Here is a 16,951-nt window from a genome sequence, read left to right on the forward strand (position 1 = left end):
ACCATGGCGACAGCCTCGCGCCAGCCGCGTCTGCAAGGGTGCGGCAAATATCCGGCATGAAGCGGTGAGTCATGGTGTCCAAGACCTTTTTGAAACAGTCCTTTAACGGTAGCGCCCTCTTGCGTCGGACGCTTGGCCTGCTGTCCGGCACGGCCCTGCTTTCGGTGTTGTCCGGCTGCCTTTTCGTCACCGATACGAGCCGTATGAACATCGACGTGTTCCAGGACGAGGTTGCCCCGGTCTATTACGATCCGGCCCGCGTCCAGCCGGCCGCCACCCAGCCGGTGCCGCAGAAGCGTGAGCTCTACACCACCCAGTTCCACCAGACCTACGGCCTGCCGGTCAGCAATCCGCTCCACCGGGTCATGTACGGGGTGATCCGCGACGACGGCCACACGCTTCCGGCTATCCCGCTCGATCGCGTCGACCGCAGCTACCTGCGCAGCGAGATCGACTACTCCACCACCGAGGCGCCCGGCACCATCGTCGTCGACACCAAGGCCCGCTTTCTCTACCTGGTCCAGCCGGGCGGCAAGGCGATCCGCTACGGGGTCGGCCTCGGCCGCGACGGCTTTGCCTGGTCCGGCCGTGGCGTGATCGAGATGAAGCGCAAGTGGCCGCACTGGACGCCGTCGAATGAGATGGTCGAGCGCCAGCCGGACCTGCGTCCGGTCTCGGCGGAGGAGGGCGGTCTGGAGGCCGGTCTCAACAATCCGCTCGGCGCTCGCGCGCTCTACATCTACCAGAACGGCAAGGACACGCTCTATCGCGTCCACGGCACCCCCGATTGGCAGTCTGTCGGCAAGGCGACCTCGTCCGGCTGCGTGCGCATGTTCAACCAGGACGTCATCGATCTTTATGATCGCGTCGGCGCCAAGGCCGAGATCGTGGTGATCTGAACCGGCGGCTTCTGTCGTTTCCGGACCGGCGCCGCCGTGGCCCGAAAGCAACGGTCGGACCGCTCCCTTAGCCCCTCGCGAAGAGTTGAACCGGTCCTTCGGTTGCCTTGGCCGCGCTTTCCTGTTGCATTGCGTCAAGTCCGGGAACAAAGCTGCTGCGTCGGCTTTTAGCTACGTCCCAGAGCCCCGTCGTTCACAGGAAGTCTGATAGTCCATGCCCTCTTCGAATAGTTTTTCGCGCCGCACCTTTCTTTCCTTGTCCGGTGTCGGTGCGGCGAGCCTGCTTGCCAGCTGCGCCTCGACCGCTCGCCCCGTAAGCTCACCCGTCCTGCGCACCCAGCCCATCATCGAGGAAGGCCCCGCCGGTTCCGCTGAGCTCGATGCGATGTATGGCGAGATCTATGACGGCGGCTTCGTCATTCCGGCCGTGCCCTACCAGAAGATCGATCCGCGCTTCTATCGCCAGCGTGTCGTCGATCCGACCGGTCAGCCGCCGGGCACGATCGTCGTCGATACCCCGTCGCGCTTCCTTTATCTGGTCGAATCGGGCGGCACCGCCATGCGCTACGGCGTCGGCATCGGCCGCGAAGGCTTTTCCTGGCAGGGCACCGGCGTCATCCAGTGGCGCCAGAAGTGGCCGAAATGGACCCCGCCGGACGAGATGATCGGCCGCCAGCCGGAGCTCGCCAAATATTCGGCCGCCAATGGCGGCATGCCGCCGGGCCTCAAGAACCCGCTCGGCGCCCGCGCGCTCTACATCTTCCAGAACGGCGAGGACACGCTCTACCGCCTGCACGGTTCTCCGGAATGGAACTCGATCGGCAAGGCCGTCTCGTCGGGTTGCGTGCGCCTGATGAACCAGGACATCATCGATCTCTACGAGCGGGTGCCGAACAAGGCGCGCATTCTGGTCTGGCAGTAAGGCCCGGTTCCCGTGTTCCGATTGAAGGCGTCGCAGGGCACCGGTCGTGCCCGCGGCGCCTTTCTTGTTGGGCTCAGTCTTCGCGGCGGCTGCCGGGATCCCGGTTATGCTCGTAGCGCCTGGCTTCCGGAAACGGCGGCAGCCAGGCCTCGCGGCGCACGGTCCACAACTCGTAGGTCGGCTTGAACCGGTCGGGTGCGTCGAGCGTGCCGAGATTGACCTCGACTTCGTCGTCACTCACCCCGAACACCGGCGAGCCGCAATGGGGGCAGAAGAACCGGCCCCGATAGTCGCGGGTTTCTCCGCGAACGGTTACCGCGTCCTTGGGGAAGATCGCCGAGGCATGGAACAGCGCGCCGTGATGCTTGCGGCAGTCGAGGCAGTGGCATATCCCGACGCGATAGGGCCGCCCCGAGGCGACGATCCGGACGTTGCCGCACACGCAGCCGCCTTCGACCTGATCCATGCTGTCTCTCCTCCGGATTGCGCGCGGGACGGCGTATGACGCCGCGATCCCGCCTCTTCTGAAACGTGCGACCTATTCCTCGTCGCCGAGATTGAGCTTCAACCGATTCAGGCTGTCGCGCAGGTTTTCCAGTTCTGACATCGTGCAGCCGGTCTGCTCGCCGATCGCCTGCATGATGCCCATCGCATGGCACTTCATGGCCAGGCCGGCCTCCGTCAGGCGGATGAAGACCTGCCGCTCGTCCGCGGTGTCACGCCGGCGCTCTACGTAACCCGACTGCTCCAGCCGCTTGAGCAGCGGCGACAGCGTGCCCGAATCGAGGCCCAGCTTCTCGCCGAGCGTCTTTACCTGCAGCCCGTCTTCCTCCCACAGCGCCATCATCACGAGGAACTGCGGATATGTGAGGCCCAGCGGCTCGAGCAGCGGCTTGTAGGCGCGGTTGAAGGCATGCGCCGCACCGTAGAGTGCGAAGCAGAGCAGGCGGTCGAGTGTCGGTTCCTTCTGTTTCGTTGTGTCGCTCATCGGCTGATCAAGCCCCTTTTTAATCCCCGGGGAAGTGTCGCCAATTCCGGGCGGAGATGCAATGCGCAAAAAACAATTGCGCGCAATTGAATTGTGCGCTATATAGGCCGCGTAGCAACCCGAAACAAGGAGCATCTCAATGGCAATTCTCTATACCGCCCAGGCATCGGCGACCGGTGGCCGCGCCGGACGCGCCGTTTCCGACAACGGCGTCCTCGACGTCACGCTGACCGTCCCGAAGGAACTCGGCGGCGACGGTGCTACCGGCACCAATCCCGAGCAGATGTTTGCAGCCGGCTATTCCGCCTGCTTCCTGGGCGCGCTGAAGTTCGTCGCCGGCAAGGAAAAGGTGAAGATCCCGGAAGAGACGAAGATCACCACGCGCGTCGGTATCGGCCCGCGCGAAGACGGCACCGGATTCGGCATCGAGGTGGCGATCACCGCCGAAATCCCGGGTGTGGAGCGCGAACTGGCGGAGAAGCTGGTCGCCGCCGCCCATATTGTCTGCCCCTACAGCCACGCCATGCGCACTTCGACCGAGGTCCCGGTCTCCGTCGCCTGAGTTTTCTCGGGGTCGACCCCGTTCCTGATCCACCGCCCGAAGGCCGGCCCAGTGCCGGCCTTTTGCGTACGCGACCTTGCTGCTTATGCCGATGCTGCGGGCCAGATGAGAATTGCCCCTCACCCTGACCGACCGGGGTCGAGCCGCGGGTCTCGACCCGTCCTTCGGACCCCCGCAAGCGGGGAGAGGGGACGTCCACGGCGGTGCCTCGAGTCCCTTCTCCCCGTGAACGGGGGGTGAGGAATGGTCGGCGCAGCCGACGAAACGATCCGGTGAATCGTTTCGAATGACGAACGCCCTGAGCTCAAGCGAAGGGCTGACAGAGGTGCCGCCCTTCGACTGGCTCAGCAGGCGGATGAGGGGCGGGAACGAGCACTATCCATCCTCTGAAATCCGCACCTCTTTATCTCCAGACCAGAATGCACTATATTCTTTCCAAGGAAAGGAATTCGTCATGCTGCAACACGCCCACGAATACGCAAGGCCCGCGCCGTCGGAAGCCGCGACCGTCACTAAGGCCGTGGTTGCCGCCGCCGACCGCCTGGGGCTGTCGGCACGCCAGCTTGCCGCCGTCATCGGCGTGTCCGAGGCGAGTGTCTCGCGCATGAAGCGCCTTGATTTTCGCGTCGAGCGCGGCACGAAACCCTTCGAGCTGGCGCTGCTCCTCATTCGCCTGTTCCGGTCGCTCGATGCGATTACCGGCGGCGACGAGGGCGTGGCCCGGAACTGGCTTCGCGCCGAAAACCTCGCGCTCGGCGGCATCCCGCTGGAGAAGATTGCAACCGTTTCCGGTCTCGTCGATGTCCTGGCCTATCTGGACGCCCGCCGCGCTCTCGTCTGAGGCGCGCGCCGTCTCCGGCGCCTTCTGGCGGCTGGTCGAGGCGCAGCATCAGGTCTCGACCATGAAGCTCGTCGACAATGTCGAGGAGCAGGTGCTGCTTGAGGCTCTGCTGGAGGAGAGCAAGCCGGCGCTCCCGCCGGAATGCGCCGGGCTCGACTACCTGCTCGCCACGCCCTTCCGCTATGGCGGCGTCTATCCGCACGGCTCGCGGTTTCGCCGGGCCGGCCGCACGCTCGGCGTCTTCTATGCTGCCGAAAGCGTCGACACAGCGCTCGCCGAGATGGCCTTCTACCGCCTGCTATTTTATGCCGAATCGCCGGCTACGCCGCTGCCGTCCAATGCCGGCGACTACACCGCCTTTTCCGCGGCGATCGCCACGCCGCGCGCCATCGACCTGACCGAGCCGCCGCTCTCCCGCGACGCGGTCGCCTGGCGGGACCCGCGCGACTATCAGGCATGCCAGGCGCTGGCAGAAAACGCGCGGGCAGGGGAGATCGAAGCCATCCTCTATGCCTCGGTCCGCGATCCGAAGGGCGGCCAAAACATCGCCTTGCTCACGGCAAAAGGCTTCGCCGCCCGCGAACCGCTGGAGCGCCAGACCTGGCGCATCCGTCTCTCGCCGGCCGGTGTCCAGGCGCTCTGCGACTTCCCCCGCCGCGCAGTCGGATTCGCGATCGCGGATTTTGCCGGCGATGACAGGCTGAAGACCCGGTTCGGGTGAAAGCGCCTTCCTGCATTCCTGACCCCGGTGGGTCCGGTTGCCCCTCACCCTGACCCTCTCCCCGTCAGAACGGGGTGAGGAATGGTCGGCGCAGCCGACGAAACGATCCAGTGAATCGTTTCGAATGACGAATGCCCTGAGCTCAAGCGAGGCGGATGAGTGGCAATGTCGCTCCTCGGGCGGCGCGTCTCTAGCGGGAAATCTCCACCAGATCCCGCCTGAGCCCCTCCGGGTCGCCCGACGTGAGTTCCGCCTCGACTGCCGCATGCGTGTCGCGCCAGATCGGCAGGGCGGCGGAAAGCACGGCCAGGCCGTCGGCGGTCAGTCTGAGGCGTCTTCCGCGCCGGTCCTTCGGATCCGGCTCGATCGACACCCAGCCGCGTCGTTCCAACGGTTTCAGCGCGGCGGTCAGCGTCGTGCGGTCCATGGCGAGGAGCTGTGCGACCGGCCCCATCGGCGGCGGCTCCGGCCGGTTGAGCGACATCATCAGCGAGAATTGCCCGTTTGTCAGCCCCAGCGCCTTGAGTGCTGTGTCGAAGCGGCGTGCGAGCGCCCGGGCCGCCCGTTGGGCATGCAGGCACAGGCACGTGTCGCGCACATGGAGGGTGGTGGAAAAGGGAATCAGCGGCTGGTTTGACATGGCAGAAATATGTTGATATCAACCTAAAAAGTCAAGCCGGAACGATCCTGAGGAGGAGAGAATGGAACATTCCGTCGTGTCCCGAGAAGACTGGCTGAAGGCGCGGGAGGCGCTGCTTCAGCAAGAAAAGGAATTCACCCGCGCCCGCGACCGGCTGAATGCCGCCCGTCTCGCCTTGCCCTGGGTCAGGGTGGAGAAGGACTATGTTTTCGACACGCCGCAGGGTCCGCGCTCGCTTGCCGATCTCTTCGAGGGGCGTAGCCAGCTCCTCGTCTATCACTTCATGTTCGGCCCCGACTGGGAGGCCGGCTGCCCGGGCTGCTCCTTCTTCGCCGATCACATCGGCGGAACGCTGGTCCATCTCAACAACCACGACGTCACGCTCGTCTGCGTGTCCCGCGCGCCGCTCGCAAGGATAGAGACCTATCGCCGCCGCATGGGCTGGACCTTTCCGTGGTTCTCTTCCTTTGGCTCCGACTTCAATTTCGACTATCATGTCTCCTTCACCAAGGAAGAGCTCGCCGCCGGCCCGGTCTACTACAACTACCGAGTGACGCCGCCGGAACAGGCCCATGACGAACTGCCGGGAATGTCGTGCTTCTATCGGGACGCCGACGGCACGATCTATCACACCTATTCCAACTACGCCCGTGGCGGCGAGGAAATGCTGGGTACGATGATGATCCTCGATTGCGCGCCGCTGGGCCGCAACGAAAACTCGACGATGGATTTCGTCCGCCGCCATGACGAATACGAGGAAAAGCCGAAGGCGGCGAGCTGCTGCCACTGAAGCAGTCCAGCAAAAATGCGACGCGGTTTTGCGTCCGGAACTGCGTGCAAACATAGGAGACAGAGTATCTGAGGCAACTCGGTTTTCGCCCAAAATGCTCTGACAACCGTTTCAAGGCCTGGGAGGGCTGACCATGGAACTTCCGAAACCGCGCGAGGAACATCGTTTTCTCGAAAAACTGGTCGGCGACTGGATCGCCACCGCCGCAACGGGCATCGAAGACTATGACCCCGACGATCCGGCCAAGGCCTGGACGGAGACGGTCCGTTCGATCGGCGGGTTCTGGGTCGTGTGCGAAGGTCGCGGCGCGATGTCCGCCGGGGATCCGGCCACGATGATCATGACGCTCGGTTTCGATCCGCGCGCCGGTCACTATGTCGGCTCCTGGATCGGCTCGATGATGGACAAGTTCTGGGTCTACAAGGGTTGGGTCGAGCCGGACGGGAAGACGCTCACCCTCGAAGCCGAAGGCCCGTCCTTCGAAGATCCGTCCGTGCCCGCGATTTATCACGATGTCATAACCTTCATCGATGATGACCATCGCACCTTTTCCGGCAGCGTCCGCCAGCCGGACGGCAGCTTCAAGACATTCATGACCAGCGAGTTCGAGCGCCGCTCCTGATCGCTGCCCCTCACGACGCATTAGGAAGGATCTTGCCATGCAGGGCACATTCATCTGGTACGAGCTGATGACGACCGACACGGCGGCCGCGGCCGGCTTCTATTCCACCGTCGCCGGTTGGGCGGCCAAGGACAGCGGCATGCCCGGCATGGCCTATACGGTGTTCAGCGTGCCTGGCTTCGACATGGGCGTGGCCGGCATGATGCTGCTGCCGGACGAGCTCAAGGCCGACGGTGTGCCGCCCAACTGGACGGGCTATGTGGCCGTCGACGACGTCGACGCCAAGGCGAAGGAATTCGCCGACAATGGCGGCGCGGTGCACCGCGATCCGCAGGATATCCCCGGCATCGGCCGCTTTGCGGTGGTCGCCGACCCGCATGGTGCCGTGCTTTGCCTTTTCAAGCCGATGGTCCCCGACGGTCCTATGCCGCCCGCGCCGGCTCCGGGCACATCGGGCACCTTCGGCTGGCGCGAACTGATGGCCGGCAACGGCGAGGAAGCCTTCGACTTTTACGCCAAACGCTTTGGCTGGACGAAGGACATGGCCGTCGACATGGGTGCCATGGGCGTCTACCAGTGCTTCGCCAACGACGGGATGATGATTGGCGGCATGATGACCAAGACGCCGGACGTGCCAATGGCCTTCTGGGGCTACTACATCAATGTCGATGCGATCGACGCCGCCGCGGAGCGCGTCCGCTCGGCCGGTGGTCAGGTGATCGGCGATGTGATGGAAGTGCCGGGACCCGCCTGGGTGATCCAGTGCCTCGATCCGCAGGGCGCCTATTTCGCTTTGGTCGCGTCGAAGCGCTGAAGGACGGACAGGTGATCGAGAGTCGCAACGGAGGCGTCAGCCTCCGTTGCGTGCCCTGAGCCGGATCAGGTGCGCGACCAGCGTGCAGGCAAGCGCCCAGCCAGCCCCGAGCGACCAGCCGGCCAAAACGTCGGTCGGATAGTGCACGCCGAGATAGATGCGGCTCAGCCCGACGATCATGGTGAGGAACACCGCCGCGCCGAGATAGAAGGCCTTCTGGCCACGCGTCGCGGCGATCTCGGCAAGCAGCGCGCCGAGCGTCAGGTAGGCGACGGCCGAGACGGTCGCATGGCCGCTCGGAAAGCTGGTGGTGAAGACGCGCGCCACGCCCGTAAGGTCGGGGCGCGGCCGGTCGAAAAACGACTTGAGTGCGGTGCTGAGGATTGTGCCGCCGACCACAGAAGCCGTGAGAAACCAGCCGGTCCGCATCCGCCCGACAAGGAAGAGATGGAAGACGACGACGGTGACGAGGATCGCGAGGACCGAAAAGCTGCCGAGTGCCGTCACGTCGCGCGCGGCCTCTTCCAGCCATGGCGGGCCGATCGGATCGGCCGGATTGCCGGGTGTCCTCAGAGCCATGATGACGGCCCGGTCGAAATCCAGCGTCTCGCCTTCGCTCACCTCGTCGGCGATCATGCCGAAGCCTGTAAGCAACAGGGCAAGGACGCCCCCGCCGACATAGGCCGGTATGGAATCGCCGCGCAGGCGCAGGGCAGAGAGATTCATGATGTCCGTTCCAGTTGTTCGCTTTGCCGCCGCCTGATGGCCACCTGCATATCTACCCGTAACTATGGCCGTCTCCCGCCGGCTGCAAGCCTTGGCTTTGCATGCCGGCCGGATCAGGCCTTCGCGGTGAAGGCGTAGCCGTTGCCGTAGATCACCTTCACCGGCAGTTCGTGTCCGGTTTCCTTCATCACCTTGCGCCGCAGCCGGCTGACCACCGCGTCGAGATGCCGGTTGTCCCAGTGTGGAACCGGGCGGGCGATGCTGCGGATCAGTTCTTCGCGGCTGCGCGGCTGCCCCGGCTGCTCCATCACCAGGGACAGGAAGGCAAGCTCGGTTGCCGTCAGTTTCACGCTCTGGTCGCCGGGCGACAGGAGACGCCATTGTTCCGCATCGATCCGCCAAAGGTCCGCTGTATGGGTCTCGATCCGGGAGACGCCGCCGAGACGCCGCAACAGGCTCTGTGCCGCCGCCTCGATCTCGCGCAGGCTCGCACGCTTGACGAGATAGATGTCGGCGCCGGCCTCGAACCCCTTGATCCGGTCGTCGGTTTCGCCGAGGGCGGTCAGCATGATTATGCCGCAGTCGAGCGTGGCACGGATCTCCCGGGCCAGTTCGAAGCCGTCGCCGTCCGGCAGGCCCACGTCGAGGATGACGATCCGTGGCGGCTTGGCCGAGAGTTGGGTCCGCAGCTCCTTGGCCGTCGCCGCGCCCCATGCATCATGCCCGCGCATCGACAGGAACTCCACGAGGTCGAGCCGCAGCGACGGCTCGTCCTCGTCTGACGTGGTCGTCGGCCATATGGGCGACGGTCGCCTGCTAGTTCTCGACGGCGGCTACGCCTCCGTGACCGGCAACATGACGGTCGGCGGCACGATGGGGCAGGGCACGGTCGTTGTCGATGGGGACTCCGATCTGGTGATCGTCGGCGGCGATCTTCTGGTCGGCGCCCATCAATACGGCACAGTGACGGTTTCGGGTGGTTCCACGTTGACGGTGGATGGTGGCAATGGCGACATCGTCATGGGCAACGGTTCGGCCGGCGCGACGTTGACGATCGGCACCGACGGTGGCACCATCGATGCCAATGTCGTCCGCTTCGTGAACTCGAGCTCCCAGCTGAAATTCGATCACGGCCTGTCGACCTACACCTTCGACACGGCTCTCTCGGGTGATGGCGACATCGTCAACCTCAGTGGTTCGACCCTGCTCCGGAGCGATGTCTCGGCCTTCATGGGGCAGGTCTATGTCGACGGCGGCACGCTTCTTCTCGACAATCTCGCCATCGACGGCATGGCGAGCCTCAGCGGCGGTACCCTCGGCGGTACCGGTTCGCTCACCGGCGTGATGTATGTGCAGAGCGGCGCCACGCTCTCGCCGGGCAGCAGCGCCGGCATTGGCCAGCTCAGCGTCGGCGGCAACCTGAACTTCTTTACCGGCTCGAACTACACCGTTCATGTCGACAACGCCGGTAATGCCAGCAATGTCGTCGCCGGCGGCGGGGTCGATATCGCCACGGGCGCGACGCTCGACGTGCTGGCCCAGAACGGCACCGACGACGGCTCGACCTACAATCCCTCCACCACCTACACCATACTCGAGGGCGGCTCCCTGACCGGCAGCTTCGACACGGTCACGGAGAACTTCGCCTATCTCGATGCCGACGTGACCTATGATGCCACCAAGGCCTACCTGACGCTCACCCGCTGCGTCTCCTGCGGCACCTTCGCCTCGCTCGCCACGACGTCGAACCAAACCGGCGTTGCCAATGCCGTGGAAAGCCAGGGCAACGGCACGCTCTATAACGCGGTGCTGGCGCTGCCGACCGGCGAGCCGGGTGCCGCCTTCGACAAGCTGTCGGGCGAAGTGCATTCCAGCACCCGTACCGGCATGCTCGACCGCAGCCGCCTGACGCGTGACGGCCTCTCCGACCGCCTGCGCTCGACCTTCGGCGGTGTCGGTACGGGCTCGGCGTCCTCTGCCTATGCGGAAGAGGAAAAGCAGGAAGTCATGCCGATCCTGGCCAGGAAGGGCGATCGTCCGGTCAATGTCTGGATGAGCGGCTATGGCGCCTGGAACCGTTACGACGACAACGGCAACGGCCATGGCACCGATGTCGGCGGCGGCGGCGTGCTCTTCGGTGCCGATGCCGGGCTCGAAAACGGCTGGCGCCTCGGCTTTGCCGGCGGCTATGGCTCCGATCATTACGACCAGGACGGCCTGTCCTCGTCGGCAGACGTCGACACCTACCAGATCGCCGCCTATGGCGGTCGCGAGATCGGCCCGCTCGGCCTGCGCTTCGGCGCGGCTTACGGCCTGTCTGAAATCGACGCCTCGCGCACGGTTGACTTTACCGGCTTCAGCGATGATCTGACCGCCGACTACGACGCCCGCACGGCCCAGGCCTTTGCCTAAGCCGCGTGGCGCATCGATCGCGATCTGCTGCATATCGAGCCCTTCGCCAACCTCGCTTATGTGAACGTAGACACCGACGGCTTCACCGAAAAGGGCGGCGCCGCCGCTCTCTCCGTCGAGGGTGAAAACCAGAGCCAGTGGCAGCAGACCATCGGTGTGCGCCTCGACCGCGACTTTGCCGTCAACGGCATGCTCGGCAAGGTCAAGGGTTCGCTCGGCTGGCGTCACGTCTACGGTGACACGATCTCGCAGACGGCCATGGCCTTCGGCACGGGTGACGGCTTCACCACCGCGTCGGCAGGCTCGGCCCGCAACACCGCGATGCTTGGCGCCGGCGTCGAACTTGCGGTCTCGGAAAAAGCGAGCTTCTCGCTCGACTACTCCGGCCAGTTCGGCGAGGGAACCAGCGAGCAGTATCTGTCGGGCACGTTCGGCGTGAAGTTCTGATCGTCAGACAGATGCTTTGAAAAGCCTGTCGCTTTGAAATGCTTGTCGCCCCCGGCAAGCCTGGCGATCGTCGGCCCCAAGCCGGCGGTCGCCTTCATGATTCTTGATCGGTGAGGAGGAGGGGAGGATGGCGGTCGTGTTGACGCCACTCTTCGGCCGGTTAGCCGTGCTTGGCAGACACCTTGGCCTTTCGGCCGGATTTTGCCGCAGTGGCGCCCTGAGGTTCGGCATTGGCCTCACGTTCGAGGCGCAGCGCGCGGAGCGCTTCGGTCTTCTTGTCGCGAGCCACTGCTTCCGCCTCGATGATCGAGCGGGCAATGCTGTCGGTCGTCGCCGCCTTGACGCGCGGATCGACTTTCTCCGGCTTGAAGAACCTGTCCTTGGTTGCAGTCATCTTCGTACCTCGTCCCGAGGGAGGGGAGGCGGCGAGCGCCCCGCAAGGGGAGCGCAGGCCGCAATCGGTGGCCTTAGCGCGTCCGCGGCGCGGCCTTCTTCGGCATTGGCAGCAGGCCTTCGCGCTGCAGCTTCTTGCGGGCGAGCTTGCGCTGGCGACGAACGGCTTCGGCCTTCTCGCGCACGCGCTTTTCGGACGGCTTTTCGAAGGCGCTGCGGGCCTTCATCTCGCGAAACAGACCTTCGCGCTGCATCTTCTTCTTCAGGACGCGGAGGGCCTGGTCGACATTGTTGTCACGAACGAGAACCTGCAAGGGTAATCCTTTCTCGGGCGGTCTGGCCGCCACATGATGCTTTGGGGTTGAAAGATCAGCGCCCGATCCGAAGCGAGGAGGCTTTGAACCAGGGTTCGGCCTTGGCCGTCGACTGGTTTTGCATCTCCGTCTCCGCCGCCGGCGGCGCGGCGCCGTCGATGTCGGACAAAGTGATGCGCCGTTCGAAATTCTCCGAATCGAAGCGTATGCGGTATTCCGGCTGGCCGTGCTCGGCTGGCAGGATGGTAACGATGCGACAGGCCTGCCTGTTCCGGCCGTTGCCGGCAATGCCGTCCTTGAGAAGGACCCGATCGCCCACGCGGGGCAACGCAATACTCATGATGTCTTCTCTTTTCGTCTGATCTCCCGAACGGGGAGAGAGCGCAAAGTAAAAAGGCCGGGCGTTACCCCGACCTCTCCCTGTCACTCGAGCGTCGACTGCCAGTACATCCGTGGTCAGTCGCTGCGAATGACAATTACGCAGCCCGCAGATTGTCCGCGGAATTCTTGCCCGACTTCTTGTCGCGCACGATGTCGTAAGAGACCTTCTGGCCTTCGACGAGTTCGCGCATGCCCGACCGTTCGACGGCGGAGATGTGGACGAATACGTCGGTCGAGCCTTCGTCAGGCTGAATGAAGCCGAAGCCCTTGGTGCTGTTGAACCACTTTACGGTGCCGGTGTTCATAACGATTTCCTTTCAATCGTTTGGTTGGCCGGGGAGATATTCGCCCGGCTCTGATCGATGTTGAGAGGAAATCTGACGGAGGCGCCGCGGCGCGTAGACAAAGGTCACAAGCAATCTTCGATGAGATTAATATAGTCTCTTTACTCCATTTTGCAATGAAAGAATGAAAATTCCCGGCGGTTTCGATTTATGCGAGTGTTTGGTCCGGCCTCGCGCCGCCCGGCCGCCGCAGGAAAAACGCCAGTTGCCGAGCGCTGGCTTCCTCAGGCAAGCCACCGATCTTCCGAACCAGGCGCCGGCAAATCGTCGAGCGTGAAGGGCTTATCCGACGAGCCCCTGCGCGATCTCGAACCGTCGCGTTGTCTCGCCCGTCTTGTTGGCCGGCCTTTCGAAGTGATGGACGAAGATCCTGACCGCCTCGTGCAGGCTGGTGGTCGCGGCAAAGGCCTGCCGGTTGGCGCGCTGGTAGGGTTTGGCGATCTCCGCCAGCATGATCTCGATGTTGCGCTCGGGATCCTTCAGTTCCGCTTCGTCGTGGCCGAAGCCGACGCCGCCGTTCTGGTTGAGCTGGAACAGCCCGAAACTGCGCTCGCCCGCGGTGTTCGAAGCGTTCGGGTTGAGACCGGATTCGGCGATCGCATTGGCAACCGCGGCGATCTGCTGGGTGGGGCCATAACCCTGTGCGGCAAATTTCTCCATGATCAGTTTTGCCATCGCCTTTTTCTCGGCAGTAGCCAGATGGGAAGACTGGCGCCGGATCAGAGCCAGGCCCACAGGCCCGGTGCCGCCGAACTCGACCAGGACCTTGATGAGCTCGTCGACCGCCTTCCTGACCAGCGGACGGACCGCCTCTAGTGCCTCCGTGAGTCGCTCCGTCATCGTTTCGAGCACGTCGCGCACCGTTTCACCCGTCAGCAATGACGCGTCCCGTCCGTCAAGGTTCGCCGGGTCGATGCCCTCGGCTTGCGCCTTGTCGCGGGCGATCTGGAGGATCTCCGCGGTCGGACTGTCGGGCGCGGTGAGCGCCCGCGTCGCGGCGCTGGCGCCGACGATTTGCGCAAGGAAGAGCTCGGTCATGTTAGGCTGTCGGCGCAGCGCGGTGGCGAGAGAGACCTGCATGTCTACCGCCATGATCGCCGCAAGCGTGCACTGGGCGCGCCAGTCGCCGATCTCCTCCGGCCGATAGTGAATGCCGAAACCGGGATCGGCGCCGTGTTGCTCCCACTCCCCGGGCGAGAAGCAGAAGGGGCCAGGGCCGGCCGTTCCTGCCGGTGGCGTGCCGCTGATGTTGCTGCGCAGTTGTGCCACGGTCGCGAGATAGAAGGCATTCGATCCGAACATCGCCGACTGCTCGGTGCATTGGCGGGCCACAAGGTCCCTGTCCAGTGACGGAAGCGTGTCCGATGCCCGGTCGATCGCATCGGCGCTCACCCATCCCTCCGGGTTGCCCTCGATCAGCAGTCGGACCTTCGCCCACGGCGCGTTGCTGTCGTCGAGCACGTCGACCCTGGTCCCCCGAGTCGCTTCGACCTGAAGGATGTTGCCGCCCGGAGCCTCCCGGAGCGTGCGTGTCTGGAGCATGACTGCCATTGTCTTGTCCTCCTGTGTTCGGTCTTCAGGGTTGCGGCGACGGTTCCTTTTCCCCTTTCAGCGAAAGCTCGCCCGCCTTTGTGGCGTTCGGGACGTTGCGTTCCCGGCAGGTCCCGCCGTTCTTATCGATCAAGGTTTCGAGTAGCCGCACGTCGGCCTCCGTCACGCCGGTCGTGTCGATGCTCGGCCGGTCTTCGCCTCGTCCCGCAAGGAACTGGCGGATGGCGGTCCGCGTCGTCCGCTCGATCTTGCCGTTTTCCGCGACGCAGACGAGCCTCTGGATCCGCGCCCATGTCGTCGGCAACACCAGCTGCTCGTAGGCGATTGCCGGATCGGGACGCACCGCCGGCGGCAGCGGCTCCGTCGGGTTCTTCGGTTCGCGCAAGGCGCCACTGTTGTCGCTGCTGACTTCGATCGTCACCGCAGTGCTGTTGGGTTCCGTCCGCGCCGCAGCCGTCGCCGCCCCGACATGTTCCACCAGCTGGCCCTCGATGGTCGCCGGCAGGCAGAGGTCGAGATAGCCTCGCACGAAACTGTAGGCGACGGTCGGCGAGCGCTGGATTTCTCCCCGCTGCTTGGCCGCGCCGTCGCGATAGGCCGCCATCGTCTTGGCAATGAACTTCTTCGTCGTGGCGGGCGGCAGCGAGTAGAGATAGGTCCCGGCGACGATGTCGGTGAGGCTCGATCCGAGCCCGAAGGCCTGCGCGACCACCGCCATCGACAATCTGGAGGCGCCGGTGACGGCGAGCAGCGCGTTCGTGGTCTGTCCAGCGACCGAAATCAGCGACTGTGCCGCCTCGCGTTGCCGGTTGAGCTTGAACAACTCGTCGAAATACAGCGCGCAGCTGTCGTCGACATAGTTGAAGCCGGCGACCGCCACGTCATACCAGTCGACGTCGCTGTCACCGTAGCCCGCATCCCGCGTCAGGGCATCCATGATGCGGGCGCGGTTGCTGCTCGACCGCTCGACTGCGCCGGCATCGAGGACCGGCGCAATTCCCCTGACCGTCGCCGTCGGCGCCGTGCAGGAAAGAAGTCCTGCCGCGAGAAAAAGGGCAATACCGCAGAGCGTCCTGCGAAGCGCCGCAGGGGTCGGAAGTCTCGTCATGATGTCCCCCTGGGGCGAGCGGAGCGCGGCGCCGATCGCGGCCGCGCACCTCATGAGCGCGGCAACCTGTCAGGGATGATATCGCGTTTTGAAGACACGTAAAGAGTTAATTATCTAGAATAATGCAATCTAAAAGTGCAGATGATTGGGGCCGTCGAACCCGCATCGCCGCGCGGAATCGCCTCCGCCGCCAGGGCCGCTGGCCAGGTTGGCCGTTCCCCCGCTGCCGGCGCTGGCGTAGGATGGGCGCAAAGGGGCAGTCGCCATGGTGTGGGCGGCCCCGAGGGGGAGTGGATGTTTGCGACAATTGCGAGAGTTTTCATCTACGGCCTGATCGGCCTTGTCGGGCTGCCCGTCGTCACGATGCTGCTGGCCTTGACGCTCGGCTATCTGCTCGACCCGCGCTGTGGAACGCCGGGCGACTCCGGCGGCTGCGAGATGGGGGCCGCGACCGTTGCCGTCGCTTCGGCGCTGCCCGGGCTTGCGATTGGCGTCGCGCTTGCCGTCTTCCACAGCCTGAGGCGGCGGCAGCGCCGCGACTAGGCAGTGCCTCTCAGCCTCTGTCGCCCATCCGGCGCGAGGGCGAGGGGTGGCGCAGCGCGTCCACGATCAGCGAGAAGGCCGGCGACGGGTGGCGGCGGCTCGGATAGTAGAGATGGTATCCGGTAAACGGCGGCGTCCAGTCGTCGAGCAGCTGGACCAGCCGGCCGTCCGCGACATGCTCGCGCACCATGTCCTCGAACAGGAAGGCCAGCCCGTGGCCTTCGAGTGCCGCGGCCAGCACATGGCGGACGTCGTTGAACACCAGTTGCCCGTCGACCCGGACGCGGATCTCCTGACCGTCCTTTTCGAATTCCCAGGCATAGAAGCCGCCATAGGTCGGCAGGCGCGTGTTGATGCAGTCGTGTTGGGTGAGCTCGCGTGGCGACAGTGGCCGCGGGCGGTTCGCCATGTAGGCCGGCGAGCCGACCACGACGAGCCGCGCGTCGGGTGCGATCCGCACCGCCACCATGTCCTTGTCCACCTGTTCGCCGAACCGCACACCGGCGTCGAACCGCTCCGCCACGATGTCGATCAGCGCGAGGTCGGAGAAGAGCTCGACCTTGATGTCGGGATACTGCCGCAGGACGGGTGCCAGCGCCGGCCACAAGACGGTGTCGATGGCGTGCTGGGTCGCGGTGATCCGGAAGCTGCCGGCCGGCTTTTCCCGATACTGGCCGAGCGCCTCCAGCTCCTGGTCGATGCTGCCGAAGGCGGGACCGAGCGTGGCCAGCAGCCGTTCGCCGGCCTCCGTCGGCGCGAGGCTGCGGGTGGTGCGCGTGAGCAGCCGGACGCCGAGCCGTTCCTCGAGGCGTCGCACGATGAGGCTGAGCGAGGATTGCGAGGTGCCGAGCCGCGCGGCGGCGCGGGTGAAGCTGCGCTCCTCTGCCACGCTCTGGAACGCCATCAGGTCGGCAAGGTCTTCGCGCCGCATTC

General features: G+C 64.8%; 21 protein-coding genes and 1 pseudogene. 10 read left to right on the forward strand and 12 right to left on the reverse strand.

What is annotated here, in order from left to right; translation table 11 throughout:
* Window positions 1-71 precede the first annotated feature (71 nt).
* Both ACX93L_RS11925 and ACX93L_RS11930 read left to right on the forward strand, forming a co-directional pair.
* On the forward strand, window positions 72-899 hold the full coding sequence (locus ACX93L_RS11925; RefSeq protein ID WP_459405029.1) for a L,D-transpeptidase: 828 nt from the start codon (window positions 72-74) through the stop codon (window positions 897-899).
* A 214-nt stretch (window positions 900-1,113) separates the two neighbouring features.
* Window positions 1,114-1,821, forward strand: coding sequence for a L,D-transpeptidase (locus ACX93L_RS11930; RefSeq protein WP_459405030.1), 708 nt, complete (start codon window positions 1,114-1,116; stop codon window positions 1,819-1,821).
* A 73-nt stretch (window positions 1,822-1,894) separates the two neighbouring features.
* Here the strand turns inward: ACX93L_RS11930 and ACX93L_RS11935 are convergent, their stop codons facing one another.
* Window positions 1,895-2,287, reverse strand: coding sequence for a GFA family protein (locus ACX93L_RS11935; protein ID WP_459405031.1), 393 nt, complete (start codon window positions 2,285-2,287; stop codon window positions 1,895-1,897).
* 72 nt (window positions 2,288-2,359) lie between these two features.
* Window positions 2,360-2,809 carry a MarR family winged helix-turn-helix transcriptional regulator gene (locus tag ACX93L_RS11940; protein WP_459405032.1) on the reverse strand — a complete coding sequence of 150 codons (450 nt, stop codon included), beginning with the start codon at window positions 2,807-2,809 and terminating at the stop codon, window positions 2,360-2,362.
* Window positions 2,810-2,948: 139 nt separating this feature from the next.
* Here ACX93L_RS11940 and ACX93L_RS11945 point away from each other — a divergent pair, with 139 nt between their 5' ends.
* From ACX93L_RS11945 to ACX93L_RS11955, 3 genes are all read left to right on the forward strand, one after another.
* On the forward strand, window positions 2,949-3,371 hold the full coding sequence (locus ACX93L_RS11945; RefSeq protein ID WP_459405033.1) for an organic hydroperoxide resistance protein: 423 nt from the start codon (window positions 2,949-2,951) through the stop codon (window positions 3,369-3,371).
* A gap of 454 nt (window positions 3,372-3,825) precedes the next feature.
* The gene (locus ACX93L_RS11950; RefSeq protein ID WP_459405034.1) at window positions 3,826-4,212 is read left to right on the forward strand and encodes an antitoxin Xre/MbcA/ParS toxin-binding domain-containing protein; all 387 of its coding nucleotides are present in this window, start codon (window positions 3,826-3,828) and stop codon (window positions 4,210-4,212) included.
* Window positions 4,172-4,933 carry an RES family NAD+ phosphorylase gene (locus ACX93L_RS11955; protein WP_459405035.1) on the forward strand — a complete coding sequence of 254 codons (762 nt, stop codon included), beginning with the start codon at window positions 4,172-4,174 and terminating at the stop codon, window positions 4,931-4,933. The genes ACX93L_RS11950 and ACX93L_RS11955 overlap by 41 nt, the downstream gene beginning before the upstream one ends.
* Before the next feature lie 190 nt (window positions 4,934-5,123).
* Here the strand turns inward: ACX93L_RS11955 and ACX93L_RS11960 are convergent, their stop codons facing one another.
* Complete coding sequence (locus tag ACX93L_RS11960; protein ID WP_459405036.1) at window positions 5,124-5,573, reverse strand: MarR family winged helix-turn-helix transcriptional regulator; 450 nt, start codon at window positions 5,571-5,573, stop codon at window positions 5,124-5,126.
* A 61-nt stretch (window positions 5,574-5,634) separates the two neighbouring features.
* Between ACX93L_RS11960 and ACX93L_RS11965 the strand changes: the two genes are divergently transcribed.
* The 3 genes from ACX93L_RS11965 to ACX93L_RS11975 all read left to right on the forward strand — a co-directional run bounded on the left by ACX93L_RS11965 (window position 5,635) and on the right by ACX93L_RS11975 (window position 7,799).
* Window positions 5,635-6,363 carry a DUF899 domain-containing protein gene (locus tag ACX93L_RS11965; protein ID WP_459405037.1) on the forward strand — a complete coding sequence of 243 codons (729 nt, stop codon included), beginning with the start codon at window positions 5,635-5,637 and terminating at the stop codon, window positions 6,361-6,363.
* 133 nt (window positions 6,364-6,496) lie between these two features.
* On the forward strand, window positions 6,497-6,985 hold the full coding sequence (locus tag ACX93L_RS11970) for a DUF1579 domain-containing protein (protein WP_459405038.1): 489 nt from the start codon (window positions 6,497-6,499) through the stop codon (window positions 6,983-6,985).
* A 37-nt stretch (window positions 6,986-7,022) separates the two neighbouring features.
* Complete coding sequence (locus ACX93L_RS11975) at window positions 7,023-7,799, forward strand: VOC family protein (protein ID WP_459405039.1); 777 nt, start codon at window positions 7,023-7,025, stop codon at window positions 7,797-7,799.
* 36 nt (window positions 7,800-7,835) lie between these two features.
* Here ACX93L_RS11975 and ACX93L_RS11980 read toward each other — a convergent pair whose 3' ends face one another.
* Both ACX93L_RS11980 and ACX93L_RS11985 read right to left on the reverse strand, forming a co-directional pair.
* The gene (locus ACX93L_RS11980; protein ID WP_459405040.1) at window positions 7,836-8,525 is read right to left on the reverse strand and encodes a phosphatase PAP2 family protein; all 690 of its coding nucleotides are present in this window, start codon (window positions 8,523-8,525) and stop codon (window positions 7,836-7,838) included.
* A 113-nt stretch (window positions 8,526-8,638) separates the two neighbouring features.
* Window positions 8,639-9,325, reverse strand: coding sequence for a response regulator transcription factor (locus tag ACX93L_RS11985; RefSeq protein ID WP_459405376.1), 687 nt, complete (start codon window positions 9,323-9,325; stop codon window positions 8,639-8,641).
* Window positions 9,326-10,577: 1,252 nt separating this feature from the next.
* Between ACX93L_RS11985 and ACX93L_RS11990 the strand changes: the two are divergent.
* Window positions 10,578-11,384: pseudogene (locus ACX93L_RS11990) on the forward strand (autotransporter outer membrane beta-barrel domain-containing protein).
* Between the two features lie 160 nt (window positions 11,385-11,544).
* Here ACX93L_RS11990 and ACX93L_RS11995 read toward each other — a convergent pair.
* The 6 genes from ACX93L_RS11995 to ACX93L_RS12020 all read right to left on the reverse strand — a co-directional run bounded on the left by ACX93L_RS11995 (window position 11,545) and on the right by ACX93L_RS12020 (window position 15,475).
* Window positions 11,545-11,778, reverse strand: a complete 234-nt coding sequence (locus ACX93L_RS11995; protein ID WP_459405041.1) for a hypothetical protein — start codon at window positions 11,776-11,778, stop codon at window positions 11,545-11,547.
* A 73-nt stretch (window positions 11,779-11,851) separates the two neighbouring features.
* The gene (rpsU, locus tag ACX93L_RS12000; protein ID WP_169589734.1) at window positions 11,852-12,091 is read right to left on the reverse strand and encodes a 30S ribosomal protein S21; all 240 of its coding nucleotides are present in this window, start codon (window positions 12,089-12,091) and stop codon (window positions 11,852-11,854) included.
* Window positions 12,092-12,146: 55 nt separating this feature from the next.
* Complete coding sequence (locus tag ACX93L_RS12005; protein WP_459405042.1) at window positions 12,147-12,431, reverse strand: cold-shock protein; 285 nt, start codon at window positions 12,429-12,431, stop codon at window positions 12,147-12,149.
* Between the two features lie 136 nt (window positions 12,432-12,567).
* Entirely contained in the window at window positions 12,568-12,777 is a 210-nt protein-coding gene (locus ACX93L_RS12010; RefSeq protein WP_028737030.1) for a cold-shock protein, read from the reverse strand.
* A 321-nt stretch (window positions 12,778-13,098) separates the two neighbouring features.
* Window positions 13,099-14,367 carry a phage tail tip lysozyme gene (locus tag ACX93L_RS12015; RefSeq protein WP_459405043.1) on the reverse strand — a complete coding sequence of 423 codons (1,269 nt, stop codon included), beginning with the start codon at window positions 14,365-14,367 and terminating at the stop codon, window positions 13,099-13,101.
* Window positions 14,368-14,392: 25 nt separating this feature from the next.
* Complete coding sequence (locus ACX93L_RS12020) at window positions 14,393-15,475, reverse strand: hypothetical protein (RefSeq protein WP_459405044.1); 1,083 nt, start codon at window positions 15,473-15,475, stop codon at window positions 14,393-14,395.
* 294 nt (window positions 15,476-15,769) lie between these two features.
* Between ACX93L_RS12020 and ACX93L_RS12025 the strand changes: the two genes are divergently transcribed.
* Complete coding sequence (locus ACX93L_RS12025) at window positions 15,770-16,018, forward strand: hypothetical protein (RefSeq protein WP_459405045.1); 249 nt, start codon at window positions 15,770-15,772, stop codon at window positions 16,016-16,018.
* Between the two features lie 10 nt (window positions 16,019-16,028).
* Here the strand turns inward: ACX93L_RS12025 and ACX93L_RS12030 are convergent, their stop codons facing one another.
* The gene (locus ACX93L_RS12030) at window positions 16,029-16,949 is read right to left on the reverse strand and encodes a LysR family transcriptional regulator (protein ID WP_459405046.1); all 921 of its coding nucleotides are present in this window, start codon (window positions 16,947-16,949) and stop codon (window positions 16,029-16,031) included.
* Window positions 16,950-16,951 lie beyond the last annotated feature (2 nt).

Source organism: Rhizobium sp. CAU 1783, from assembly GCF_054551725.1.

What these genes read in the sequence shown, in the direction of transcription:
- ACX93L_RS11980 (WP_459405040.1), bottom strand. Translation starts at nt 8,525, where the DNA reads ATGAATCTCTCTGCCCTGCGCCTGCGCGGCGATTCCATACCGGCCTAT.
- ACX93L_RS12015 (WP_459405043.1), bottom strand. Translation starts at nt 14,367, where the DNA reads ATGGCAGTCATGCTCCAGACACGCACGCTCCGGGAGGCTCCGGGCGGC.
- ACX93L_RS12030 (WP_459405046.1), bottom strand. Translation starts at nt 16,949, where the DNA reads ATGCGGCGCGAAGACCTTGCCGACCTGATGGCGTTCCAGAGCGTGGCA.
- ACX93L_RS11925 (WP_459405029.1), top strand. Translation starts at nt 72, where the DNA reads ATGGTGTCCAAGACCTTTTTGAAACAGTCCTTTAACGGTAGCGCCCTC.
- ACX93L_RS11935 (WP_459405031.1), bottom strand. Translation starts at nt 2,287, where the DNA reads ATGGATCAGGTCGAAGGCGGCTGCGTGTGCGGCAACGTCCGGATCGTC.
- ACX93L_RS11960 (WP_459405036.1), bottom strand. Translation starts at nt 5,573, where the DNA reads ATGTCAAACCAGCCGCTGATTCCCTTTTCCACCACCCTCCATGTGCGC.
- ACX93L_RS12020 (WP_459405044.1), bottom strand. Translation starts at nt 15,475, where the DNA reads ATGACGAGACTTCCGACCCCTGCGGCGCTTCGCAGGACGCTCTGCGGT.
- ACX93L_RS11970 (WP_459405038.1), top strand. Translation starts at nt 6,497, where the DNA reads ATGGAACTTCCGAAACCGCGCGAGGAACATCGTTTTCTCGAAAAACTG.
- ACX93L_RS11965 (WP_459405037.1), top strand. Translation starts at nt 5,635, where the DNA reads ATGGAACATTCCGTCGTGTCCCGAGAAGACTGGCTGAAGGCGCGGGAG.
- ACX93L_RS12005 (WP_459405042.1), bottom strand. Translation starts at nt 12,431, where the DNA reads ATGAGTATTGCGTTGCCCCGCGTGGGCGATCGGGTCCTTCTCAAGGAC.
- ACX93L_RS11930 (WP_459405030.1), top strand. Translation starts at nt 1,114, where the DNA reads ATGCCCTCTTCGAATAGTTTTTCGCGCCGCACCTTTCTTTCCTTGTCC.
- ACX93L_RS11950 (WP_459405034.1), top strand. Translation starts at nt 3,826, where the DNA reads ATGCTGCAACACGCCCACGAATACGCAAGGCCCGCGCCGTCGGAAGCC.
- ACX93L_RS11945 (WP_459405033.1), top strand. Translation starts at nt 2,949, where the DNA reads ATGGCAATTCTCTATACCGCCCAGGCATCGGCGACCGGTGGCCGCGCC.
- ACX93L_RS11940 (WP_459405032.1), bottom strand. Translation starts at nt 2,809, where the DNA reads ATGAGCGACACAACGAAACAGAAGGAACCGACACTCGACCGCCTGCTC.
- ACX93L_RS11995 (WP_459405041.1), bottom strand. Translation starts at nt 11,778, where the DNA reads ATGACTGCAACCAAGGACAGGTTCTTCAAGCCGGAGAAAGTCGATCCG.
- ACX93L_RS11975 (WP_459405039.1), top strand. Translation starts at nt 7,023, where the DNA reads ATGCAGGGCACATTCATCTGGTACGAGCTGATGACGACCGACACGGCG.
- ACX93L_RS12025 (WP_459405045.1), top strand. Translation starts at nt 15,770, where the DNA reads ATGTTTGCGACAATTGCGAGAGTTTTCATCTACGGCCTGATCGGCCTT.
- ACX93L_RS11955 (WP_459405035.1), top strand. Translation starts at nt 4,172, where the DNA reads ATGTCCTGGCCTATCTGGACGCCCGCCGCGCTCTCGTCTGAGGCGCGC.
- ACX93L_RS12010 (WP_028737030.1), bottom strand. Translation starts at nt 12,777, where the DNA reads ATGAACACCGGCACCGTAAAGTGGTTCAACAGCACCAAGGGCTTCGGC.